The sequence below is a fragment of the Thiocapsa sp. genome, from assembly GCF_022340925.1.
In the GTDB taxonomy this organism is placed as follows: Bacteria; Pseudomonadota; Gammaproteobacteria; order Chromatiales; family Chromatiaceae; genus Thiocapsa.
In genome coordinates this window covers 1-23,145 of sequence record NZ_JAJDNA010000111.1, presented here as the reverse complement: position 1 = coordinate 23,145, position 23,145 = coordinate 1, and the positions used below count along the sequence as shown (strand labels likewise).

Annotated in this window: 20 protein-coding genes; 7 read left to right on the top strand and 13 right to left on the bottom strand. The window is 65.0% G+C overall.

Going from position 1 to position 23,145, the window contains the following annotated elements; genetic code table 11:
- Positions 1-278: 278 nt before the first annotated feature.
- The 3 genes from LJE61_RS13575 to LJE61_RS13565 all read right to left on the bottom strand — a co-directional run bounded on the left by LJE61_RS13575 (position 279) and on the right by LJE61_RS13565 (position 2,233).
- Complete coding sequence (locus LJE61_RS13575; RefSeq protein WP_296911187.1) at positions 279-1,151, bottom strand: peptidylprolyl isomerase; 873 nt, start codon at positions 1,149-1,151, stop codon at positions 279-281.
- A gap of 103 nt (positions 1,152-1,254) precedes the next feature.
- Positions 1,255-1,557: a YciI family protein gene (locus tag LJE61_RS13570; protein WP_296911189.1), complete on the bottom strand. Its 303-nt coding sequence runs from the start codon at positions 1,555-1,557 to the stop codon at positions 1,255-1,257.
- 1 nt (position 1,558) lies between these two features.
- Positions 1,559-2,233 carry an inner membrane-spanning protein YciB gene (locus LJE61_RS13565; RefSeq protein WP_296911192.1) on the bottom strand — a complete coding sequence of 225 codons (675 nt, stop codon included), beginning with the start codon at positions 2,231-2,233 and terminating at the stop codon, positions 1,559-1,561.
- 327 nt (positions 2,234-2,560) lie between these two features.
- On the opposite strand from LJE61_RS13565, the gene LJE61_RS13560 reads away from it, so the two are divergent.
- Entirely contained in the window at positions 2,561-3,946 is a 1,386-nt protein-coding gene (locus LJE61_RS13560) for an alanine/glycine:cation symporter family protein (protein ID WP_296911195.1), read from the top strand.
- A gap of 25 nt (positions 3,947-3,971) precedes the next feature.
- Here the strand turns inward: LJE61_RS13560 and LJE61_RS13555 are convergent, their stop codons facing one another.
- The 9 genes from LJE61_RS13555 to def all read right to left on the bottom strand — a co-directional run bounded on the left by LJE61_RS13555 (position 3,972) and on the right by def (position 13,619).
- Positions 3,972-4,292: a BolA family protein gene (locus LJE61_RS13555; protein WP_296911218.1), complete on the bottom strand. Its 321-nt coding sequence runs from the start codon at positions 4,290-4,292 to the stop codon at positions 3,972-3,974.
- 124 nt (positions 4,293-4,416) lie between these two features.
- Entirely contained in the window at positions 4,417-4,974 is a 558-nt protein-coding gene (locus LJE61_RS13550) for an ankyrin repeat domain-containing protein (RefSeq protein WP_296911197.1), read from the bottom strand.
- A 66-nt stretch (positions 4,975-5,040) separates the two neighbouring features.
- Positions 5,041-6,414 (bottom strand): Trk system potassium transporter TrkA, encoded by a 1,374-nt coding sequence (trkA, locus tag LJE61_RS13545; protein ID WP_296911199.1) that lies wholly within the window; start codon positions 6,412-6,414, stop codon positions 5,041-5,043.
- A gap of 195 nt (positions 6,415-6,609) precedes the next feature.
- On the bottom strand, positions 6,610-7,980 hold the full coding sequence (locus LJE61_RS13540; protein ID WP_296911201.1) for a sigma-54-dependent transcriptional regulator: 1,371 nt from the start codon (positions 7,978-7,980) through the stop codon (positions 6,610-6,612).
- Entirely contained in the window at positions 7,977-10,178 is a 2,202-nt protein-coding gene (locus LJE61_RS13535) for an ATP-binding protein (protein WP_296918651.1), read from the bottom strand. Before LJE61_RS13535 ends, LJE61_RS13540 begins: the two co-directional genes overlap by 4 nt.
- Positions 10,160-10,732, bottom strand: a complete 573-nt coding sequence (locus LJE61_RS13530; protein WP_296918650.1) for a DUF4390 domain-containing protein — start codon at positions 10,730-10,732, stop codon at positions 10,160-10,162. Before LJE61_RS13530 ends, LJE61_RS13535 begins: the two co-directional genes overlap by 19 nt.
- Entirely contained in the window at positions 10,729-12,105 is a 1,377-nt protein-coding gene (rsmB, locus tag LJE61_RS13525; RefSeq protein ID WP_296911205.1) for a 16S rRNA (cytosine(967)-C(5))-methyltransferase RsmB, read from the bottom strand. Before rsmB ends, LJE61_RS13530 begins: the two co-directional genes overlap by 4 nt.
- Entirely contained in the window at positions 12,071-13,036 is a 966-nt protein-coding gene (fmt, locus tag LJE61_RS13520) for a methionyl-tRNA formyltransferase (RefSeq protein ID WP_296911207.1), read from the bottom strand. The genes rsmB and fmt overlap by 35 nt, the downstream gene beginning before the upstream one ends.
- Positions 13,037-13,085: 49 nt before the next feature.
- Positions 13,086-13,619: a peptide deformylase gene (def, locus tag LJE61_RS13515; protein WP_296911209.1), complete on the bottom strand. Its 534-nt coding sequence runs from the start codon at positions 13,617-13,619 to the stop codon at positions 13,086-13,088.
- 132 nt (positions 13,620-13,751) lie between these two features.
- On the opposite strand from def, the gene LJE61_RS13510 reads away from it, so the two are divergent.
- The 5 genes from LJE61_RS13510 to LJE61_RS13490 all read left to right on the top strand — a co-directional run bounded on the left by LJE61_RS13510 (position 13,752) and on the right by LJE61_RS13490 (position 20,363).
- Positions 13,752-14,969 carry a LysM peptidoglycan-binding domain-containing protein gene (locus LJE61_RS13510; RefSeq protein WP_296911212.1) on the top strand — a complete coding sequence of 406 codons (1,218 nt, stop codon included), beginning with the start codon at positions 13,752-13,754 and terminating at the stop codon, positions 14,967-14,969.
- Positions 14,970-15,026: 57 nt separating this feature from the next.
- Positions 15,027-16,133: a DNA-processing protein DprA gene (dprA, locus tag LJE61_RS13505; protein ID WP_296911222.1), complete on the top strand. Its 1,107-nt coding sequence runs from the start codon at positions 15,027-15,029 to the stop codon at positions 16,131-16,133.
- 73 nt (positions 16,134-16,206) lie between these two features.
- On the top strand, positions 16,207-16,683 hold the full coding sequence (locus LJE61_RS13500) for a Smg family protein (RefSeq protein ID WP_296911214.1): 477 nt from the start codon (positions 16,207-16,209) through the stop codon (positions 16,681-16,683).
- A 197-nt stretch (positions 16,684-16,880) separates the two neighbouring features.
- Positions 16,881-19,190 (top strand): type I DNA topoisomerase, encoded by a 2,310-nt coding sequence (gene topA / locus LJE61_RS13495; RefSeq protein WP_296911216.1) that lies wholly within the window; start codon positions 16,881-16,883, stop codon positions 19,188-19,190.
- A 117-nt stretch (positions 19,191-19,307) separates the two neighbouring features.
- Complete coding sequence (locus LJE61_RS13490; protein ID WP_296911224.1) at positions 19,308-20,363, top strand: SAM-dependent methyltransferase; 1,056 nt, start codon at positions 19,308-19,310, stop codon at positions 20,361-20,363.
- 970 nt (positions 20,364-21,333) lie between these two features.
- Here LJE61_RS13490 and LJE61_RS13485 read toward each other — a convergent pair.
- Positions 21,334-22,362: an AraC family transcriptional regulator gene (locus tag LJE61_RS13485; RefSeq protein WP_296918648.1), complete on the bottom strand. Its 1,029-nt coding sequence runs from the start codon at positions 22,360-22,362 to the stop codon at positions 21,334-21,336.
- A gap of 130 nt (positions 22,363-22,492) precedes the next feature.
- Here LJE61_RS13485 and LJE61_RS13480 point away from each other — a divergent pair.
- Positions 22,493-23,145: DUF3604 domain-containing protein (locus LJE61_RS13480; RefSeq protein WP_296918645.1), on the top strand; the 653-nt coding region annotated here is incomplete at its 3' end.

Genomic DNA, 23,145 nt, shown 5'->3' with positions numbered 1-23,145 from the left:
GTGCAGGAGGTTATCATTCTGTCTCTCCATAGAATCACTATAGAAGCAAATTCTAATACATTCTTGTCAAGATGCAACTGACATGCGCGTCGTGTGCTTGCTTGAGAGACGCGAGCCTGCTTTGACCGCGCGAGCCCGGGCCCGGTGCGCGTCAGGTCGCGTCAATCTTGGGGGCTTGGTCGCGCGGGGTGGGGGGAGGGGTTTGCACCGCCGCCGTCGATGGCATCTCTTCGGCAGCGGCGCGAGCCGCGGGCGGTCTCGGTCAGGCTACGTCGGACCTATTTGCTCGATGGCTCGTCAGTCGACTGGTCCTCGCTGGATTTTAGCTTCACGACATCCTCGTTCAGCTCGACCATGGCGCTGTCGCGCATGCCGATGAGCTTCTCGGAGAGCTTCTGGCGCTTGAGCATGGCGGTCAGCTGCGGCTTTGCCTCCGCCAAGCTCGGTGGCGCCGCCTTGCGCGAGTCCTGAAGGTTGATCACGTGCCACCCAAACTCCGTCCGCACGGGTTGTTTCGTGTACGACCCGACCTCCATGGCGGCAACCGCGTCTGAGAAGGGTGCCACCATCTGTCCGGCGTCGAACCAATCGAGCTCACCCCCGTTCTTGCCGGTCGGCCCGAGTGAGTGCTCTCGTGCGAGATCACCGAAATCAGCTCCGCCGTCGAGCTCGGCGATCAGCTTCTTGGCCTCGGCTTCGTCCTTCACGAGGATGTGGCGCGCCTTATACTCGGTTCTGCCAGCGTTCTCCTTGAGCTCCTCATAGGCCTGCTTGAGCTCGTCCTCCGTGACCTCGAGCTCCTCCGACATCGACGCCAGGGCGGCATTGGAAAGGATCTTCATGCGTTGCAGCTCGACTGCTGTCGCGACATTCTTGTCCTGCTCGAGCTGGCGACGGGTGGCCTCCTGCGAGGCGACGACCAGGCTCATGAAGTCGTTGAAGGCCGTCTCCTGCAACTCCTGGGAGTTCTCCCCCTGGCTCTGTTGAAGGCGCTCCAGGTAGAACAGCCGGAACAGGTCGAGTGAGTAGGGTTTCCCGTTGACTGTCGCGATCAAGACGTCGTCCGTGCCCTTGTCCTGGGCGTCTTCGGCGGCGCTCGGCCCGGCGATCAAGATGGCGCACAGGATCAACAGTAGGCTAGGTGTTCTCATGTCGGCGTTTTCCGTGTGTGGGATGCGGTTCGGTCGTGATCGAGTCGGCGCCAGCCCGAGGGTCCGGATCTGCCCGGGGCATCCGGCGGGGCCGCCTTGCCTATCAGGCCGGAAAGGTCTGTTTGAAGGGCCTGACGCGGACCTCGCGGTAAACGTCGGCCGCGACGTAAGGGTCGGCTGCGGCCCACTGCTCGGCAGCGGCAAGGTCAGGGAACTCGGCGACAATCAGGGAGCCCGAGAAGCCCGCATCGCCGGGTTCAGGGCTGTCGATGGACGGAAGAGGTCCCGCGAGAACCAGACGCCCCTCGTCCTGCAATGTCTGCAGTCGTGCCAGATGGGCCTGTCTCGCCGTCTTGCGTTTCGCCAGGCTGCCCGCGTTGTCAGTGGCGAGAATGGCGTAGAGCACGTCAATCGGCCTCTAGGGTCGGGGGTTGGTCCCGCATGTGACGGGACAGATAGATGGCCTGGGCGATCACGAACACCAGGGTCATCCCCATCATACCGAAGAGCTTGAAGTTGACCCAAATCTCCTCGCTTGCCTGGGCCTGGGTGCAGAGCGCGAGCAGGTCACCGCTAAAGCGCTCCACGCAGGTCGCGAGGTCGACGTCGTGGAGCCCGGAGACTTGGATCAGCGTCTGCTGCGCGGCGAAGAACCCGCTGCCGATATAGACGACAAACAGATTGGCGAGACCCGTGACCAGAAAGAATCCGACCCACATCAGGTTGAGTCGCATCCAGACCGCTCGCGGGAGCTCAATGGCGCCGCCCATCATCCTTTCGATCAGAGAGCGTTGGCCGATCGTCTGACTGGCGAGGAAGGCCGCGGCGAACAGCCAATTGACGATCGTCGGTTTCCACATGACGAAGATCGGGTCTCGGAGTCCGATCGTCAGCCCGCCGAACAGGATCAGCAATCCCAGCGTCGCCAGATGCAGGGTTTCGACCCGGCGACGGCGCAGCCACGACCAGCCGAGAAGGACCGTCGAGGCAGCGATCGCCACCCCGGTGGCGACATAGATGCCCTTGATCTTATAAGCGGCGAAGAAAACCAAGATCGGAACGAAATCGACGAGAAGCTTCATTGGACGTCTGGCGCCGGCGCGGCGGATCGCTGAAGGGAATGGAGGTGGCGCACCCGGGTTCTGAAACCGGTCGTGTGCGTCATGTAGAACGCGCAAGTCTAAGGCTTCGTGCGGCTTTGGGCAAAGCCGTTTGTCCAATGAGCTCGATCCGCTGCTCCGCTGCCGGGGCCACGGCAGTGCCGCCGCCTCGATCTTGGGTGCGTGGTCTTTGGGTTACGCCATTGCGGTGCCGTCTGTCCCGGTGCCGACGCATGGCGCCTTTGCGTTGAGTTGAAGTGTATAGTTTCTCCGCCGGTTTCCAGATTCAACTGACCTAGGAGGCTCGATGTGGAGGCGCTCACGAACTGGGTGACTGCGGTCAACGGACTCGTCTGGGGACCTCCGATGTTGGTCCTGATCTTGGGGACAGGCTTCTTTCTCATGCTCGGGTTGCGCCTGATGCCGTTGCTCCGGATCGGCTACGGTTTCCGGATGCTGTGGGCGGGGCGCCACCAGCAGGGGCAAGGAAACATCACCCCATTCAATGCCCTGATGACATCGCTGTCGGCGACGATCGGGACCGGCAACATCGCGGGGGTCGGCACGGCGATCGCGATCGGCGGTCCTGGGGCCCTCTTCTGGATGTGGTGCACCGCGCTCGTCGGCATGGCGACCAAGTATGCGGAGGGTGTCCTCGCGGTCAAGTACCGTGAGGTGGACGAGCGGGGCAACTATGTCGGCGGTCCGATGTATTACATCAAGAACGGGCTCGGTCGAAACTGGATCTGGCTCGGAACGGCGTTTGCGATCTTCGGCGCGCTCGCCGGCTTTGGGATCGGCAATATGGTGCAGGCCAACTCGGTGGCGGACGCGCTGAACAGCAAGTTCGCCATCCCCAAGGCGTGGGCCGGTGTGGTGATGGCGGTGATGGTGGGGCTGGTCCTGATCGGGGGGATTCGATGGATCGCCCAGGTCGCAGGCAAGCTAGTTCCCTTCATGGCGATCTCCTATGTGGTGGGCGGCCTTGCCGTGCTTGTCTTCAACCTGGACAAGATCCCGCAGGCGCTCTACCAGATCGTCCTGCACGCCTTCTCCCCGACCGCCGCCGTCGGCGGCTTCGCCGGCGCCACATTGATGATGGGCATTCAGATGGGCGTGGCGCGCGGCATCTTCTCCAATGAGGCGGGTCTGGGGAGTGCACCGATCGCCCATGCGGCGGCGCAAAGCAACAACGCGATCCAGCAGGGTACGGTGGCGATGCTCGGAACCTTCATCGATACCCTGATCATCTGCACCATCACCGGACTCGTCATCATGGTCACCGGTGAATGGACGGGCGGCCAGACGGGCGCCAGCCTCTCATCGTCAGCCTTCCACACAGGTCTGCCGGGGATTGGCGGGTACGTGGTGACCTTGGGTCTGGCCCTGTTTGCCTTTACGACCATCCTGGGCTGGAGCGTTTATGGGGAACGCTGCATCGAATACCTGTTCGGTGTCCGCGCCATTCTGCCGTTTCGCTTGACTTGGGTCGCGGTCATTCCGGTCGGTGCCCTGGTGCAGCTGGAGCTCGTCTGGCTGGTCGCCGATACCCTGAATGCCCTCATGGCGATCCCCAACCTGGTGGCGCTTCTGCTGCTCAGCCCGGTCGTGTTCAGCCTGACGCGCGCGTACTTCGCCAACCCGATCGACGCGGCATCGCCTGAGCCGATCAGCCCCGGCCCAGACGAAGGATAGCCCCGAAGCGGCGGGTCGCATCCGATCATGCGGCCTTGGAGCCGCCTTGGCATGGTGGCGAGTCCGGTGCGCTCACGCCGCCCCTGGCGAACCATTCCTCGGGCGTCCACGCATGAAGCGACAGGGCGTGCAGTCCGCCTGTGAGCTCCGCCGCGAGGGCGCGGTTGAGGAGTCGATGGCGCGCGACGAGTGTTTGGTCGGCGAAGGTCTGGCTGACCACCAGGACCTTGAAATGCGACTCTGCCCCCGGAGGCACCGAGTGCATGTGGCTCTCGTCAGTCACCTCCAAGTGCATCGGTTCAACCGAGTGCCGCAGGATATCCTCGATACGCTCTTTTCTGCTCACCATGGGTCCTCTCGTGCGTTCAGCCCCGCCAGGGGATGTCCTCAGGATCTATGGCCCGTTGGTCGACCGCACAAGCACCGAGCGATGCAGGGTAAGTCGGTGCCGTGCCACCCGAGCCCTGCCGCTAACCGCGCTGCAGGCGTTGGAGTGCCGTCCGATGGTCACCCTCCGCGGCTCGATCCGCGGCCGTATAGCCGTCGTCATCTTTAAGAGTCGGGTCCGCCCCATGACGAAGCAGCGTCTCCACGCTGCGGGTATGGCCTTTGCTCGCGGCCCAGATCAGTGCGGTCCAGCCCCGGGTATGCTCCTGGTGGTCGACCATCGCGCCTGCGCGCAGCAGTCGGTCCAGGACCTGCTCATGGTTGTTGGAGGCCGCGAGCATCATGGCCGTGTACCCGCCTTTGTCTTCGGCATCGATCGCGGCGCCCGCATCGAGCAGTCGTCCCACGACGTCGATATGGCCGTAGAGGGCTGCCTTCATCAGCGGTGTCCAGTCGCAACTATCGCGGACGTCCACATCAGTGGAGGGTTTCAAGAGGCGTTCCAGGGCGGAGAGATCGCCCTGCTCGGCGGTCTCGAGTAGCTTGATGGCCGGCCCCGCACGGTCCGACTCCGACGGGTCGCAGGCACTGACGCCGATCGCGGCGAGAACCGGCAAAAGGAGGTGTCTCATCTTGGTCATGGCTGGGTATTGTCCGGAGCCCCGGCTCGCCGGCCAATGCGAATTGGCAAGTATCCGAGCAGGCTCCTAGAGAAAGGTGACCCCGACCTGGAAGAGGCGCTCGACCTCCTGGATGCGGGACTTGTCCTGCAGGAACAGGATAACGTGGTCCTCGGGCTCGATGACCGCGTCGTGATGCGCCATCAGGACGTCCTCCCCGCGGACGATGGCACCGATACTGGCGCCTTTCGGCAGTTGGATGTTCTCGATGCTGCGTCCGATGACCTTGCTGGATGTCTCGTCGCCGTGTGCGATCGCCTCGATCGCTTCGGCGGCCCCGCGCCGCAGCGAATGGACCATCACGACATCGCCTCGGCGCACATGCTTCAGCAGGCTGCCGATCGTCGCCTGCTGTGGCGAGATGGCAACATCGATGCTCCCGGATTGCACCAGATCGACGTACGATTGGCGGTTGATGAGGGCCATCACCTTGCGCGCGCCGAGGCGCTTCGCCAGCATCGCCGAGAGGATGTTGGCCTCGTCGTCATCGGTCACGGCACAAAAGACGTCGGTATTCTCGACATTCTCTTCTTGCAGCAGATCGCGATCCGCGGCGTCCCCGTGGAGCACGATGGTCTTCTCTAGGGTTTCGGAGATGCGCTTGCAGCGCACCAGGTCTCGCTCGATGATCTTGACCCGATAGCTGCGTTCCAGCGACCCGGCGAGACGCGTACCGATATTGCCGCCGCCGGCAATGATCAGCCGCTTGTAGGGCCGGTCCAGGCGCCTCAGCTCGCTCATGACCGAGCGGATATGGATCGGCGCGGCGACGAAGAAGATCTCATCGTCGGCCTCGATCACGGTGTCACCCTGGGGCTCGATGGCCCGATCCTGACGATAGATCGCCGCCACCCGTGCCTCCACCTTGGGCATGTGGTCGTGCAGTGTCCGCAGCTCATGTCCAACCAGGGGTCCGCCGTAATACGCCTTTACGGCCACCAAACGAATCCGCCCCCCGGCGAAGTCGAGCACCTGGAGGGTGCCGGGATTCTCGATCAGGCGCAGGATATAGTCGGTGACCAGCGCCTCCGGACTGATCGGGACGTCGATCGGCAGGGCATCGGTGCCGAAGAGCTTGGGCTGGTCGAGGAAGCTCTGCGCCCGCACCCGCGCGATCTTGGTCGGGGTGTGGAAGAGGGTGTAGGCGACCTGGCAGGCCACCATGTTGGTCTCGTCGCTGTTGGTGACCGCGATGATCATGTCGGCGTCTTCCGCGCCCGCCCTGCGCAACACGTCCGGGTGCGCCCCATGTCCGAGTACGGTGCGCAGATCGAAGCGGTCCTGCAGCTCTCTCAGCAAGTCCGGGTTGTGGTCAACGACGGTGATGTCGTTGGACTCGCTGACCAGGTTGGCGGCGACCGAGGTTCCGACTTGACCTGCGCCTAGGATGATGATCTTCATTTAGACCGCGTTAGGGGTTACGTGCACTCTGAGCCGCTGTTCCGCCGCCGGCTGGCCATGATGGGCGATCGCCGCGACGCGGCTAATGACTCCGGCTCTCGAATCAAAGACTCGAGGCGCGACGGCGCAAAGGTTGAAAGATGCCGCGAGCGTAGACCCGATCGGCGGTGCACGGACTGAGCCGCGAGACGCGCTTCAACGCCGCTCCTTGATCTCGATCCCCAGTGATCTCAGCTTGCGGTAGAGATGGGTTCGTTCCATGCCGGCCTCTTTCGCCATCTTGCTGACGTTGCCGGTGTGCTTCTCGAGCTGGTAGTCGAGGTAGGCCTTCTCGAACTGCTCTCGCGCCTGGCGGAGCGGCTGATCGAAGGAGACCAATCCATCGAGGGGCTGGCCCTGAGAGGGCGGTGGCGCCCCGAGTGCCCCTTCCACCTCCTTCTGGGTGATCTCGTCCCCGGAGCCGAGAATCAGCACCCGCTGCACCAGATTCTTCAGCTCCCGCACGTTACCCGGCCAGGCGTAGTTGCGCAGAAAGTTCTGGGCGCCCACGCTGAAGCGCCGGTAGGGCAGCTTCTCGTGGGTCGCGAAGAAGTCGAGATAAAAGTTCAGCAGGTCCGGCACATCTTCGGGGTGGTCGTGCAGGGATGGTATCTGCAACGGCACCACATTCAGGTGATAGAAGAGGTCCTCGCGAAAACGCCCGGCCCGGACCTCCTCTTCGAGGTCGCGCCGTGTGACCGCGATGATACGCACGTCGATGCGGACCGGCTCGCTCCCGCCGATGCGGATGAAGGATCCGGTATCGAGCGCGCCGAGCAGCTTTGACTGGGCCTCCAGGTCCATGTCGGCGACCTCATCCAACAGCAGAGTCCCCCCCGCCGCCTTCTCCAGACTGCCGTAGTGGATGTGCTCCCCGTCTTCGGTGCCGAAGAGCTCGCGAGCGGCATTCCCGCCTGCGAGCGCGGAGACGCTGAGGTCCACGAACGGCCGTTCCCGGCGCGCGCTCTGGGCGTGCAGGTAACGCGCAAAGGTCTCGCGCCCGCTGCCGGCATCGCCGGTGATCAGCACCCAGGTGTCGTGCTGGGCGATACGTTTGACCTGCTCGCGCAGTCGTTGCATGGTTGCGCTGCGCCCGACCGGCTCGTGGACCTGCGGCGCCCGGCGTTTCAGCCCGATATTCTCTTTCTGCAGCTTGTCGGCCTCGAGCGCCCGTTCGAGGGTGAGCAACAGCTTGGCCATCGAAAGCGGTTTTTCGAGGAAGTCGTAGGCGCCCAGCCGTGTCGCCTCGACCGCAGTCTCGACATTGCCGTGGCCGGACATCATGATGACCGGGCAGGGCAGCCCATCTTCCTCCTCTGCCCACTCCCGCAGCAAGCTGATGCCGTCTAGGTCAGGCATCCAGATGTCGAGCAGGATGAGATCCGGCCGCCGCTCACGCAACGCATGACGGGCGGATTCGCCGTTTTCCGCGCTGACCACAGCATAGCCCTCATCCTCGAGGATCTCCTGGACCAGATCCCGGATGTCGGGCTCGTCGTCAACCACCAAGACGTGCGTTGCGCTCATAGCTGTGCGTCGTCTCCTTGCCGTTGGGCGGCGCGCTCCGCGGCTTGCCGGATCGGCAAACGAATCTGGACCAAGGCGCCTTGTCCCGTATTCTCCACCCTGATCATACCTCGGTGCTCCTCGATGATCTTCTTCACGATGGCCAAGCCGAGTCCGGTGCCCTTGGCCTTCGTGGTGACATAGGGCTCGAACAAGCGCTCGAAGAGGTGCTGCTCGAACCCGGGTCCGTTGTCGGCCACCTGCAGCTCGATGTATTGGTCGTTGCCCTTCTCGGCGAGGCGCGTCGTCACGCGAATGAGGCCGTCGGGACGGCCATCCAATGCCTCTTGTCCGTTCTTAATCAGATTATGAATGACCTGACGCAAGCGCAACGGGTCGCCGCTCACGAGCGCCCCGGGTGCCCCGAGACTCACCTGGAGCGCACCCGTTCCGGCGCTGCTGTAGAGATCCAGGACCTCTTGTGCGAGCCGATCGAGCTCAAGGGGCGCGGACTGAATATCCGGGGCACGTGCATAATCGGAGAAGTCGTTGACCATCGCCTTCATGGCCTCGACCTGCTGGATGATTGTTCGGGTCGAGCGATCGATCACCTTTGCGTCCGCGTCCTCCGCCTTCGCGAGCAGCTTGTGACGCAGTCGCTCCGCTGAGAGCTGGATGGGCGTCAGCGGGTTCTTGATCTCATGGGCGAGGCGCCGAGCGACCTCGCCCCAGGCTGCATCCCGCTGCGCGGTGATCAGGGAGGTGATGTCGTCGAACACCACGACGTGCCCCCTTTGCCCGTTGTCCGAGAAGGGCAGCGGACTGCCACGGCACATCAGGGTCTGACGGGTCTCGCCGCGATCCAGGGCGACCTCGGCGCGCCAGTCCTGCCCGGCGGCAATGGAGCGGCGGACCGTCTCCGTCCAGGGCGTCAGCCACGGCAGCTCGCGTTCGATGCGAGCCAGCTCGGGCATCTCCTCCTCGGCGAACGTTAGAGTCAGGATCTGGCGCGCGGCCGGGTTGGTGGTTCGCAGCCGCAGGTCGGCATCGAAGGCCACGACCCCCGATGACAGACGCCCCAGCACCGTCTCCAGATAGTTGCGCTGGGTCTCGACTGCTTGCTGGCTGCGAGCGGCGGCGTCACGCGCCCTGGCGATCCGTCGTGTCATTGCGTTGAACGAGGCGACGAGAAAGGCCAGCTCGTCGTCGTGCCGCGGAAGCGGGAGCTGCTGCTCATAGTCGCCCTCGGCGATGGCGCGCGTCCCGCGGGCGATGTCGGCGACCGGTGCGACCAGGCGCCGTGCGGTGTGAAAGGCGGCGATGACCGCGGCCATGACACCGAACACGAGAACCAGGGAGAGTGTCAGCGAGAAGCTCAGCTTCAACGACTGACGCAGGTAGGCGAGCTCGGTGTAGCGGTTGTAGGCATTCTCCAGGCGCTCGGACAGCTCGGTGATCCGCGCAGAGGTTGGAAAGATCGCCTGCATCTGCATCTCACGGCCCCTTGGGTCCTGAACCAATGCGCGCACGACGAGCTCTCCGCCGAGGTCGCTTTCCAGGCCGACGTAGTTGTTGCCGGCGCGCACGCTCAGCTGAATCTCCCGCTCGGCCGGATTCGGGACCAGCTTGGTAGGGTCCTCGTTGGCATTGCCCAGGACCTGACCGCCGGATCCGTAGACGGTCAACTCGATCGCCCCGGCCTGCCTCCGCAGGTTGTTCAGACTCAGCGCGATCGCGGTCGACGAGCGATCCTCGATCCCGGCGAGAAGCTGCTCCGTGTAACGTGCCAGGAGCCGTTGGTTGAGGTCGAGTGATGCCTGGTTGAGCACCAAGGCATCTTGCATGGCGCGGCCGACCTCGACATCGAACCAGCTGTCGATCCCTCGCAGCAGGAACCCGAGCGAAAAGTAATAGACCACGCCCACCGGGAGCAGCGAGATCAGCACGAAGAGGACCAGGATCCGCCCAGTCAGTCGCGAGCCGGCGGCTTGCTGACGGTAGCGACGAACCAGCTTGACGATATTGACGATCACCAGGATCGCCAGCGCGCCCAGCCCGCTCAGGACGACCGAGAGCAATGGCACGAAGGCGCGGCTCAGCGTCTCGGAATTCTCGACTGCGTCGCGCATCAGCACCAGAACGACGAAGAGGCCCAGGATCAGGGCCGCGACGGGCAGTGCCCCAAGTCCACGCAGACGTTCTAGGGCGTTAAGGGCCACTTGCTCCACCCGCTGGAGAGCTTCCAGGACGGCTTCAGATAGGCGATCGGGCGCAGTGGGAGCGGAAGCTCTTCGATGTCGAGCGACGTCTGGAAGTGGATCTCGAACTCGGCGTCGGGGTCGAGGCGCTCGGCGCTCACCAGCTCAATGTTGCTGATCTCACCGAGTGCTCGAATAGCCGCATCCTGGCTCACGAAGCTGCGCCCGCCCGCGCCCGGGAGCCGGAACACCTCGTAGCGCTCTGAGAGTGGCTTGTAGCGGATCGCATAGCGCAACTGCAGGTCCACCAGGCTGTTCTCCCAGACCCAGGCACCGCGTCTTCGGAGCTGGATATGCATCAGGATCGTCAGGGGCACCCCATTTTCCAGCGCCTCCAGGGCCTCGGGGCTGAACCTGTAATCGACGAGCGCGCTCATGAGGAAGATACCGTCGGCGAGGCGCGTCTCGACCTGCTGGACCCTGAAGTAGTCTTTCGCTGCGGCAGGCGTCAGCATGCTCAGCAACAAGGCCAGCACGAGGAGCCGCGGAGCGTCGTTCGCCGCCCGGCGCTTCATGGGACCGCCTTTTCGATCAGGGCATAGTAGAAGCCATCGTTGGCCCCATCGGTCGGGAGCAGTTGACGGCCGATCGGCAGCGCCCGGCCCCAGCGGGCGTCGATCAGGCGCTCGCGCGCATCGGGCTGGCGTTCCAGAAAGGCCGCGATCTGGAGCTGGTTCTCCTCGGCGATCACCGAGCAGGTCGCATACAGCAGGCGCCCCCCAGGCCTGAGCAGAGGCCAGGTGGCATCGAGGATTCGCGCCTGCTGAGCGCAGAATGCCGGGATGTCCGCGGCACGCCGCAGCCACTTGATATCCGGGTGACGCCGGATGACGCCCGTAGCTGAGCAGGGCACGTCGAGGAGGATGCGGTCGAACACGACCGCTGTCCAGTCTCCACGCGGGGCGGCGGCGTCGGCGAGCGCCACCTCCGCCGTCAACCCCAGCCGCTGGAAGGTCGCTTGGATGGATGCCAGGCGTTTCGGCGACCTGTCGATCGCAACCAGGGTCAGTCGATTCGCGGCCCGCTCGAGGATGCTTGCCGCTTTGCCCCCGGGTGCGGCGCAGGCGTCAAGGACCCGCTGCCCCGGTTCGGCATCCAGGAGTGCGGCCGCGCACTGGGCCCCCCCATCCTGGACCGAGACCAGCCCCTCATCGAACCCGGGTAGCTCGTGAGTCGGACACGGCTGGTCCAGGGTCAAGCCCATATCGCAGCCCTGAATGGGCCTGGCTGCGAAGCCGGCAACGGCGAGTCGGGCCGCATAGGCCCGGCGGTCCGCGCGCATTCGATTCACGCGCAGGCTCATCGGTGCACGATGATTGCTCGCGTGCACGATCCGCTCCCAATCCTCCGGCCAATCCTGGCGCAGCCGCTCGAGCAGCCATTCGGGAAAGAGCCAATGGGCGGCGGGCTCGCAATCGACCGCGGTCAAGAGGGTTTCGCGCTCGCGCAGGAAGCGGCGCAGCAAGGCATTGATCAGGGCCGCCTTGCCTGGCTTGCCGAGGAGACGACTGGCCTCGACGGTGGCGGCAACAGCCGCGTGGTCGGGCGTGTCCATCGCGGTCAGCTGGTACAGACCGACCAGGATCAGCGCCTCGACATCCTTGTCGGCGGGTTTCAGCGGGTGATTGAGCAGGCGCGCGACAAGCCCTTCGAGGCGGGGCAGGGTGCGCAGCGAGCCGTAGGTCATCTCCTGTGTCAGGGCCCGTTCGGCGGGGGTTTGAGGAAGCCCCGCCTGCTCGAGCACGCGGGTGAGCGACTTGCCGCGGTCGCGGACGCCATGCACGGCGAGTGCGGCGGCCGCGCGGGCCTGAGCGCCGACGGGATGACGCGGCGTTGGGGTGCCGCGCCGGCTCTCAGCCAAGCAGCGCGCCGTCGATCGCTCGGGCATTGATGTAGTCTGCGGCCGGCATGGCCCGTCTCCCTGAAGGTTGGACGCTGATGATGCGCAAGACGCCGCAACCGGTGGCGACGTCGATCCCGTCTCGCGTGGCAGAGATCACGGTCCCGGCGGGTTCAGTGACCGGCTGGTCCGGATCGGCCACCGCCTTCCAGATCCGCAGGGTCTCGGTGCCGATTCGGGTCTGGGCGACCGGCCAGGGATCGAGCGCCCGAACCTGGCGCTCGATGAGCTCGGCCGGCTGTCTCCAGTCGATCCCGGCCTCTTCCTTGGTGAGCTTGTGCGCATAGGTGGCCTGCGCGTCCGGTTGGGGCTTCGGGATCAGCGATCCGTCGACGATTCCCGGCAGGGCCTCGATCAACGCCTGGGCGCCGAGCCGGGCGAGGCGGTCATGCAGACGGGCGGCGTTCTCGTCCGCGCCGATCGGGGTCCGGATCCGATGATAGACCGGGCCCGTGTCCAGTCCAGATTCCATGTGCATGATACAGACGCCAGTCTCCTGGTCGCCCGCGAGCAGGGCGCGCTGGATCGGAGCCGCGCCGCGCCAGCGCGGTAGGAGCGACGCGTGGACATTGACACAGCCGAGACGGGGCGCATCGAGCACCGCACGCGGAAGGATCAGCCCGAAGGCGACCACGACCATCAGGTCCGCATCGAAGGCGGCCAGCCGGGCGACGGCCTCCGGATTTTTTTTGAGGCTCTCCGGCTGGATCACCCTCAGGCCCTGGGCCAGGGCGAGCACCTTGACCGGGCTCGCCTGGAGGCGACGGCCACGGCCCGCCGGCCGGTCCGGTTGAGTGTAGACGGCGGCCAGCTCCAACGTCAGCCGTGCCCGGGGAGAGGCCTGCGCCCGGACCAGCGCGGAGAGGCTTGGAACAGCGAATTCGGGCGTCCCCGCGAAGATGACCCGAAGTGGCTTCATCGCCGCCAGACATCTCGCCGCATGGGATCGGACCGCCCGGGAACCCCCATCAAATGGCGCTCCGCCGGGGCACCGGTGCGGCCACGCCTTGACGTTGCTCCTTCTCGAGCTTCCGGCGGATCCATTGGCGCTTCAGCATGGAGATGTGATCGACAAAGAGCTTCCCGTCCAGGTGGTCGATCTCGTGCTGGATGCACACGGCGAGCAGGCCATCGGCCTCGAGCTCGAAGCGCTCTCCGTGTCGATCCAGTGACTCGACCCGCACGCGCTCGGCGCGTCTGACGGTCTCGAAGAATCCCGGGACAGAGAGGCAGCCTTCATCCATCTCCTCTTCGCCCTCGAGGGAGCGGATGACTGGATTGATCAGGCACAAGGGCCGATCATGCGTCTCGGAGATGTCGATCACGATGACCCGCCATGGCACGTTGACCTGAATGGCGGCCAATCCGATGCCGGGGGCGGCATACATGGTCTCGAGCATGTCGTCGACGAGGCGTCGGATGTTGTCGTCAATGCGCGCCACCGGCGACGCCTTGCGGCGAAGTCGAGGGTCCGGAAAGGTCAAGATATCCAGCTTTGCCATCGGAAATTCAGTTCGGCGCAATTGGGTTTGTACCCGAGTGGAAGAGACTGCGTCGCATGCGCTAGTATTTGGGACATACTATACCCCTCAGTGGGGGCGGGTGAATCCCGATTCGAGCACCAGGGAGGTCCGATGAGCGCTCTACCCGTTGTTCTGCCGGTTTCGGCTTGTCTTCTTTCGATGGCCCTCCTGGCGACGCCGGCGGCCGGTGCCGTCGAGCTCGCTGCGGATGCGCCGGAGACCTACGAGGTTCTCCCCGGGGATACGCTCTGGGACATCGCGGGCCGATTCCTCCGTGACCCTTGGCGGTGGCCGGAGGTGTGGCAGGCCAACGAGGAGGTGGGTGACCCGGACCGTATCTACCCCGGCGACCGACTCTTTCTCACGCACGTCGACGGCCGGCCGCGGGTAGGCCGCGCGTCGGCGGGTCGCTCGGCCGCGAGCTCAGGGGGCGGCATGCGCGTGGTCAAGCTGAGTCCCCGGATTCGGTCGACGGCGCTCGAGGCGCCCGTGCCGACCATCCCGATCGCGTCGATCCAGCCGTTTCTGACCGAGCCATGGGTCGCGGATTCCGAAGAGATTAAACGTGCGCCCTATGTCGTGGGCTTCACCGACGAGCGCGTCGTGGCGGGCCTGCACGACTCGCTCCTCGTGCGCCGCATCGATACGACCGTGGTCAGCGAGTTTCAGGTCCTGCGCCCCGGTGATGCGCTGCGCGATCCGGAGACGAATCGGATCCTTGGCTATGAGGCGGTTCTTGTCGCCCACGCCGGACTCGAGCGCGTGGGGGATCCGGCAATCCTCAGGGTCCTGAGCTCCGAACGGGAGGTTGCGATCGGGGACCGGGTGATCCCGGCCGGGTTGGACACCCCGTTGGCGAATTTCTATCCGCGTCCGGCACCTGCGGGGACGCGGGGACAGATCCTGTCGGTGATGGACGGCGTCTCGCAGATCGGTCAGTACGATGTCGTGATCCTCAATCGCGGGGCACGCGAGCGGATCGAGCCCGGCCATGTCTTCGAGGTCTATCGCGGCGGCGAGCAGGCGCGCGACAAGGTCCGCGACGGTGGGGCCGATTGGAGCTGGCGTGATCAAGGACCGCTGAGCGGCGAGCTCTGGCTCGGCAGCGGGTTTTCGAACAAGGGCTGGCGGCGCGACGAGCCGGACCCCAACACACCCTTGCCGCTGCATGCCGACCTCCGGCGGGACCGCAGCACCTATATCCGGCCCTTCGAGCGGGCCGGTGTCCTGATGGTCTTTCGAACCTTCGATCGGGTGAGTTTTGCCCTGGTGCTGAGCGCCCAGGAAGCGATGCATGTGGGCGATCAGATCGCCCCGCCGCCATCCTGACGGTGGAGCCATAGCTTGAGTCGATCCGCGGATTCGCTCGCGGCCTGGATCGCCTTGATGTTGGCCCCGGGCGTGGGTCCCCGCACCGCCGCTCGGCTTCTCGATCACTACGGAACCCCGGAGGCCGTCCTGGCGGCGCCGGGTCGCTGCCTGACCGATTCTGGCGTCACGCCGGCCGCGGTGGCCGCGCTCAAAGCGCCCGACCCGCGTTCGATCGAGCGGATCCTCGCCTGGAACGACCAGCCTGATGCGCATCTCCTGACGCGGGTCGATCCCCGCTATCCCCCGTTGCTCGCGGAGATCCCGGATGCGCCGCCCCTGCTCTACGTGCGCGGTGATCCGTCCCTGCTTGCGGAACCGCAAATCGCGGTGGTCGGCAGTCGCAACCCAACCCCGACCGGCGTCGAGCTGACGCGTGACTTTGCCCGGCGCCTGGCTGGCGACGGCTTGCTCGTCACCAGCGGGCTGGCAATCGGGGTCGACGGTGCCGCGCATGCGGGCGCGCTGGAATCAGGGCGGACCATCGCGGTGTTGGGGACCGGTCCGGATCGGGTCTATCCGGCGGTCCATCGTGACCTGGCCCGGCGGATCGCCGGATGCGGCGCACTGGTGAGCGAGCTGCCCCCCGGAGAGGGTCCCGTGGCGCGAAACTTCCCGCGCCGCAACCGCATGATCAGCGGCCTCAGCCTCGCGGTCCTGGTGACGGAGGCGGCCATCAAGAGCGGCTCCCTCATCACCGCTCGTTGTGCGCTCGAGCAGGGGCGCGAGGTGTTCGCCCTGCCGGGGTCGATCCGCAACCCGTTGGCGCGCGGCTGCCATGCCTTGATCCGCGACGGTGCCAAGCTGGTCGAGGACCCGACGGAGATCCTCGCCGACCTCGCGCCGGTCCTTCGCGGGATGATCCGGGCAGATGATTCCGCCGCGTCGGAGATGCCCGGCGCCGCCGATGGCGCAGCGGACGGGTCGAGGCGGCGTGGTGGATCGCTCGATGCGGACTACTGCGGGCTGCTTGACGCGATGGGCTTCGAGCCGGTGGCCACGGATGAGCTGATCGCCCGCACCGGGAGGACCGCGCAGGAGGTCGCCTCGATGTTATTGGTCCTTGAGCTCGAGGGTCATGTATTATCCGGCCCTGGAGGCCGCTTCTACCGGACGGGTGCCTAGCGGATGCTCCAGGGGTGCATGTCACGCCCGCCACCGTCAGCCCCTCGGCTGACGCCGTCCATGAGGTTGGCTGATGTACGAAAATATGGTCGATGTGCTGATTTATCTCTACGAGAACTACATGGACGGCGAGGGCCGGTCGCCTCTCGAGCAAGGTGTGTTGGAGGATGAGCTCGCTCAGGCCGGCTTCACCACGACCGAGATCGAGAAGGCCCTGCAGTGGCTCGACGAGTTGGCAGCCGGGGTCGAGGTCCCGCAGTATCACGACCATACCATCGGCTCCATCCGCGTTTACAACGAGGCCGAATCCGGGAAGCTGGATGTCGAGGCCCGCGGATTGTTGCTCTTCCTGGAGCAGAACGGGATCCTGGATCCCGTCAGTCGAGAGCTGGTGATCGACCGTCTGCTTGCGATCGACCATGCCATGGTTACCTTGGATGAGGTCAAGTGGGTGGTTCTGCTGGTCTTGATGAACCGGCCGGGCCGGGAGGATGCCTTCTCCCAGATGGAGGATCTGGTCTACAACGACGGGTCCGTCTATCTGCACTGATGCCGGGATCGCTCGCCGCCAGGCGGCGTGGAGCGACCTCCGGGGCCCCGGAGCGGCGAGCTCGCCCAAGCGCTCACGCCCGGCTCCTCTGGATCGCGCTCGCCGGTGGACCCGCGTGATCTCGATGGACGCCCTTGACGGCCAGGCGCGAGCCGGGGTTACCTTAGGGGACGCGTCCCGTTCGTCCTGAATCGCCCATGAACCTCGTCATCGTCGAATCCCCGGCCAAGGCCAAGACCATCAAGAAATATCTCGGACCGGACTTCGAGGTCGTCGCCTCCTATGGGCATGTGCGAGACCTGGTGCCCAAGGAAGGCGCGGTCGATCCCGAGCATGGCTTCGCGATGAAATACCAGATCATCGAGCGGAACGAGAAACACGTCCAGGCGATCGCCAAGAAGCTGAAGGGGGCCGACGCCCTCTATCTCGCCACCGACCCGGACCGCGAGGGGGAGGCGATCTCCTGGCATCTCTACGAGCTCCTGAAGAGCCGCCGCCAATTGGGACAGCGCCCGGTGCATCGGGTGGTCTTCAACGAGATCACGAAGCGGGCCGTGCAGGAGGCCGTCGCCAACCCGCGCACCCTGTCTTATGACCTCGTGAATGCCCAGCAGGCGAGGCGGGCGCTGGACTACCTGGTCGGATTCAACCTGTCGCCTTTGCTGTGGAAGAAGATCAGGCGCGGCCTGTCCGCCGGGCGCGTCCAGAGTCCTGCGCTCCGTCTCATCTGTGAGCGTGAAGACGAGATCGAGGCCTTCAAGCGCCGCGAGTACTGGAGCATCGAGGCGGATGCGGCCAAGGAGGAGCGGCCGTTTACCGCCAAACTCGTGGAATTCGGTGGCGACAAGTTCGAGCAGTTCACGGTTACGGACGCGGCGCATGCCGAGGCCGTGCAACGGACACTGGGGCAGGCCGCCGCCGGCAAGCTCAAGGTCGAGCAGGTCGAGCACAAGCAGCGCAGGCGTCACCCGGCACCGCCTTTCATCACCTCGACGCTCCAGCAGGAGGCGGCCCGCAAGCTCGGGTTCACGGCGCAGCGGACCATGCGGGTGGCGCAGCAGCTCTATGAGGGCGTCGACGTGGGCGGTGGCCCGATCGGCCTGATCACCTACATGCGCACCGACTCCGTCAATCTTGCCCAGGAGGCTGTCAACGAGATCCGCGCCTATGTCACCGATCGCTATGGCGCGGACCACCTGCCCGATCGGCCGAGGGCCTACAAGACGAAATCGAAGAATGCGCAGGAGGCACACGAGGCCATCCGCCCGACGTCGATCCTCAACGAACCCGCGGCCATGCGGGCACATCTGGCCGCCGATCAGTTTCGTCTCTACGAGCTGATCTGGAAGCGCACCCTGGCCTGTCAGATGGCCCATGCGCTGATCAATCAGGTGTCGGTCAACCTGAGCGCCGGTCCGGGCAATCTCTTTCGCGCCACGGGCTCGACGGTCGCCGAGCCGGGCTTCATGCGGGTCTACCTGGAAGGTCGTGACGACGCCAAGACCGCGGACGATGACGAGGAAAGGATGCTTCCGGCCATGCAAGCGGGCGACCTCGTCGACCTGCTGGCCATCCGCCCGGAGCAGCATTTCACGGAGCCGCCGCCTCGCTACTCCGAAGCCTCATTGGTCAAAGCGCTGGAGGAGTTCGGCATCGGCCGCCCCTCGACCTATGCCTCCATCATCTCGACGCTGCAGGACCGCGAGTACGTCATCCTGGAGAGCAAACGTTTCCTTCCGACGGACGTCGGGCGTGTGGTGAACCGCTTCCTCACCGAGTATTTCACCGCCTACGTGGACTATGATTTTACCGCCCGGCTCGAGGACGAATTGGACGCCGTGTCACGCGGCGAGGAGGATTGGATTCCCCTCCTCGAGCAATTCTGGAAGCCGTTCAAAGGGCGCGTCGACCACACCCAGGAGTTTGTCAAGCGCAGCGATGTGACACAGGAGCGCATCGACGAGACCTGTCCGAAGTGCGGCGGTCAGCTGTCCATTCGGCTCGGGCGCAATGGGCGGTTCGTCGGCTGTACCAACTACCCGGAGTGTGACTACACCCGCGATCTCAACCCCGACAAGGCCGATCAGGAGGCCCCGGAGGTGGTCGAGGGGCGCGCCTGTCCCCTGTGCGGCTCGCGGCTCGAGGTCAAGCGCGGGCGCTACGGGAAGTTCATCGGCTGCAGCGCGTACCCGACCTGCAAGCACATCGAGCCCTTGGAGCGGCCCGAGGACACAGGTGTGGCGTGCCCCCAATGTGCCAAAGGGACCCTGCAGAAGAAAAAGTCGCGCCGCGGCAAGATTTTCTACTCCTGCTCGAGCTATCCCAAATGCGACTATGCGGTCTGGGATGAGCCGATCGCCGAGCCCTGCCCCAAGTGCGGTTGGCCGATCTTGACGATCAAGGCCACCAAGACGAAGGGCGTCGCCAAGGTCTGCCCCAAGAAGGACTGCGGTTATCGCGAGCCTGTCGCCCAGGACCAGGCCGAAGGTGTCACGGAATCGGCATGACGGGCAGAGGTCACGTCTCATGACGGATGGATATTGCCGGCGCCTTGTCCTGTTGCCCCCCCGACAAGACCTGACGCGGATGGAATCAAACGCTGCGAGCAAGAGGGAGCCGAGATGATGGCTCGGGCAACCGAAGCGGCGATCCGCTGGGTCGAGCGAGGCAAGGTGCCCGACAGCTTGGCGCGCAGCGGCATTCGCACCCTGCTGCGTCAACGGCTCGCGACCCTGCCGGTCGGCGATTGCGAGGCCGCGATCCGGCACAAGCGCAACTTCATCGCCATGATGGACGCTTCGCCCATCGCTGAGGTGCCCGAGCGCGCTAACCAGCAGCATTACGAGCTCCCGGCCGGCTTCTTCGATGCCGTGTTGGGTCCGCGGCGCAAATACAGCTCCTGCTACTGGGCGGCTCGAACGCAGACCCTGGGGGAGGCCGAAGAGGCGTCCTTGCGGATCACTGCGGAGCGCGCGGGCATTCAGGACGGGGAGCAGGTGCTCGAGCTCGGGTGCGGATGGGGCGCCTTCAGTCTCTACATCGCGGAGCGGTTTCCGCGGTGCCGGGTCACCGGTGTCTCGAACTCCAATCGACAACGCGCCTTCATCGAGGCCGAGCGCGACCGCCGCGGTCTGGCCAACCTGGAGATCGTCACCGCGGACATGAACGACTTCCAGGCGGATCGGTCGTACGACCGCGTCGTTTCGCTCGAGATGTTCGAGCATATGCGCAACCACCGCATACTCTATGCCCGGGTCCACGACTGGCTGAAGCCCGGCGGGCATTTCCTGATGCACATCTTCGTCCATCGCGAGCACCCCTATCCGTTCGAAGACCCCGGCCCAAGCGACTGGATGAGCCATTACTTCTTCGCCGGCGGCATCATGCCCAGCGACGATCTCCCTCTGCATTTTCAGGAGCATCTCAAGCTGGTCGATCGCTGGCGATGGGACGGCCGCCACTATGAGCGTACCCTGAACGCGTGGCTGGCCCGCATGGACGCTGCCCGCGATCGGGTGTGGCCGATCCTCGAGGAGACCTATGGCAACGCCCATGCCGAGGTCTGGTGGATGCGCTGGCGGCTTTTCTTTATGGCTTGCGCCGAGCTCTTTGGTTATCGAAAGGGGCAGGAGTGGTTTGTGAGCCACTATCTCTTTGAGCGACCTGCCGGACAAACCTGAGAGGTGCGTTCGGCATGAGGAGCCGGGCGCTCCGTCCCGCGCAGCCCGCACCCGACCCGACGGTCCCGTTGCGGGTTGCACCGGTCCCGCCTCAGGTGCCATTCTTCGCCCGTTGGGATACCGCGAGTCTGTCGGTCATGGCCAATCGGGCCTCATTGCCGCTCCGGCCAAAGAGCATGGGACAGCGAATGCTGGCGCTCAGTCCGGTGTTGGGTCAGTCTGTGTTCGGCCACTCAAGGACCTTCGGAGCTTGGCCCCGGCAGCTCCAACTGTTCCTTTCCCACCACACCATGCTTCCATCGAAGCGTGGACAACTCCTCTGGAAACTGAACGCAAACCAAAACCGGTTCGGCGTCCCCTCAACGATCGCGGTCGCCGGAGACGGGCCTCTTGGGCTCCCGCAACGGGCGCATTGCGGACCCCCGGGACTGCTCAGACCAGCGATCACTTCATGCTGGTCGCTGCTGCTGACGGTGCGACTTTGGGAAAGCCGTTCGCATCGCCATGCGGTCATCTGCCGCGACAGTGTTGGTCCAGCCCGGGTCCCGGTAAGCGGAGCTGGACGGCGATGGTATGAGGTCGGCTCCACGCTCACGCCGGATACCGAATTAGTCCGAAAGGCAGCAACCGAGCGAGGCCATGTCAAAACACCTCATCGCGGACGCCAGTAGCACGAAGAAGTTACGCACCTTTTGCCAATGTGAGGAGTCGAAGTCTGTAGATGTCGCTTCGGACGGCGAAGTGGGACAGCGACACTCTGAGGGTTCCGAGCGGACCAAGCGTTGTCATACGCCCTGCGTCCGCAAAACGGCCAGTCAGCTTGGTTGGCGTCGGTTTCCGATTCACATCGACCACGGGAGAAAGCATTCGGTCCAGACCACCCGTCGAAATCCTTTGCACGGGCGGGTCTCGTGGGTAGAAGGTTCCATCGCAGAACCCCTTTGGCACTATGGCCAGCATGGCCGAGAAACTAGCAGTCCCTCAGGAGCAGGGGCCTAGCCAGCCGCAATGGCGGTCGCGCCAACGTTTGCGACGGCATCTCGCCGAACAAGTCGGCGTACTCGGTCGCAAAGCGGCTGTGATGCAGCAGCCCGAGGCGATCGGCAATCTCCGCGACCGTTGTTGTCCCGGCCTGCGCCGCCGCGAGCTCACGGCGTGCCGCGTGCAACCGCAGCAGTCTGTGGAACCGAAGGGGACTGAGACCAAGTCCCTCTTGGAACCCATATTCGAGGGTTCTCGGCGTCGCCGCGGTGGCCCGGCAAAGGTCGCCGACACGCACGGATGCGAGATCAGCGTCGCGCAAAAAGGCGATCGCGCGGTCGAGGGCGCGGCGCCTCGAGGAAGCGTCTCGTCGCGTTGTCAAACTGCTGTCGAACTGGCAGGCAGCCACCAATCGCTGGGGCAACTCCTCTTCGAGGACGCGCGACAGTATTCCCAAAGACGTCGCATCCGCCTGACGCTTCGCGGCATCGATGAGCGTCAACAGCCAGCGGGCGATGGCGTTGGCCGCGTGGGGGCGCACCGGCAGCCGGCGCGACGCGGCCCAGCGCTCCAAGGCCTCGACGGCATCCTCCGGGAGGCTGCGGCGCAGGAGATCCAGGGCGATCAGCACGATGAGTTGCTCCTGTCCGTCGTCCAGGATGACGTCGAGAGCACCCGGAAGCGTGGCAGGGAGGGTGCCACCTCCCGGCGATACGCCCCAGTACCGCGACTTGTCGCCGACGCGCAGCGGCAGCCCGACCGCCAGCATTCCAGGCGGTGACATGCCTCTCACCCGCATCGATCCTCTGAAGTCTTCCCGATAGAGGATCACCGACGGGGTCACCAGGAAGTCTTTGCGGTTCGCGAACGGTCCCGGAGCGATTGGTTCCGCCAGGATCTCCCAGGGACCGGAGGCGCACTCATACGCACACGGGTCGAAGATCTCGAAGCTGCCGGCCGCTGCATTACCAGCTGTGGCGCCGTCGGCTTGGTTGCTATGGTCCGGCCGCAAGGTCACGTGGTCGCGCGTTTGGTGCGGAAACTGGATAACTCTTAGCGCAGCAGTCGGGTAAGTTTGCGGGAACGCCCTGGATCACGCCATCGAAACCTCCCACCCAGGTCGCCTGCCACCGCATGGGGAAAGCCCGATGAATCACCTCCTTCGCACGCCTGCCGCCGTCTTGTTCGGCTTGGGCCTGACCTGCATCGGTGTCGCCCAAGACGCCCCCGGTCCAACGGATAAGAAGGTCGAGTATTCGCCGTACCTGCAAGAAGATTACCCGAACCGCGTCTTCTTCGGCGACACGCACTTGCATACCGCGTACTCGGCCGACGCAGGCATGGTCGGCTGTACCCTCGGACCAGACGACGCCTATCGCTTCGCCAAGGGCGAGCAGGTGACGTCATCGCAGGGCGTCCCCGCGCGCCTGCAGCGACCGCTCGATTTTCTCGTGGTCTCGGACCACGCCGAGAACCTGGGGCTCGCCGTCGCGTTGGCGGAGGACAGCCCGGTGCTCAAGAAGAACGCGTGGGGCCGGGAGATCGCCGAGATCTATGCGCCGAAGACGACCGACGCCCAGATCAAGTCCTACGAGTTCTGGATGGAAGCGACCTACGTGGGCGACGACCCGCTGGCCGGCACGCCCTTCGGGCAGACGATGTGGCAGCGCGTCACCGAGGCGGCAGAGCGGCACAACCAGCCGGGTGCATTCACGGCCTTCATCGGCTTCGAATGGACCTCGCAGCCGAACGGCACCAACATGCACCGGAACGTCATCTATCGCGACGGCAAGGACCTGGC

Excerpts from the sequence above, each read along its gene's own strand:
- LJE61_RS13575 (WP_296911187.1), bottom strand. The coding sequence starts at position 1,151 with ATGAGAACACCTAGCCTACTGTTGATCCTGTGCGCCATCTTGATCGCC.
- LJE61_RS13565 (WP_296911192.1), bottom strand. The coding sequence starts at position 2,233 with ATGAAGCTTCTCGTCGATTTCGTTCCGATCTTGGTTTTCTTCGCCGCT.
- LJE61_RS13550 (WP_296911197.1), bottom strand. The coding sequence starts at position 4,974 with ATGACCAAGATGAGACACCTCCTTTTGCCGGTTCTCGCCGCGATCGGC.
- trkA (WP_296911199.1), bottom strand. The coding sequence starts at position 6,414 with ATGAAGATCATCATCCTAGGCGCAGGTCAAGTCGGAACCTCGGTCGCC.
- LJE61_RS13540 (WP_296911201.1), bottom strand. The coding sequence starts at position 7,980 with ATGAGCGCAACGCACGTCTTGGTGGTTGACGACGAGCCCGACATCCGG.
- LJE61_RS13530 (WP_296918650.1), bottom strand. The coding sequence starts at position 10,732 with ATGAAGCGCCGGGCGGCGAACGACGCTCCGCGGCTCCTCGTGCTGGCC.
- rsmB (WP_296911205.1), bottom strand. The coding sequence starts at position 12,105 with ATGCCCGAGCGATCGACGGCGCGCTGCTTGGCTGAGAGCCGGCGCGGC.
- fmt (WP_296911207.1), bottom strand. The coding sequence starts at position 13,036 with ATGAAGCCACTTCGGGTCATCTTCGCGGGGACGCCCGAATTCGCTGTT.
- def (WP_296911209.1), bottom strand. The coding sequence starts at position 13,619 with ATGGCAAAGCTGGATATCTTGACCTTTCCGGACCCTCGACTTCGCCGC.
- LJE61_RS13510 (WP_296911212.1), top strand. The coding sequence starts at position 13,752 with ATGAGCGCTCTACCCGTTGTTCTGCCGGTTTCGGCTTGTCTTCTTTCG.
- dprA (WP_296911222.1), top strand. The coding sequence starts at position 15,027 with ATGTTGGCCCCGGGCGTGGGTCCCCGCACCGCCGCTCGGCTTCTCGAT.
- LJE61_RS13500 (WP_296911214.1), top strand. The coding sequence starts at position 16,207 with ATGTACGAAAATATGGTCGATGTGCTGATTTATCTCTACGAGAACTAC.
- topA (WP_296911216.1), top strand. The coding sequence starts at position 16,881 with ATGAACCTCGTCATCGTCGAATCCCCGGCCAAGGCCAAGACCATCAAG.
- LJE61_RS13490 (WP_296911224.1), top strand. The coding sequence starts at position 19,308 with ATGGCTCGGGCAACCGAAGCGGCGATCCGCTGGGTCGAGCGAGGCAAG.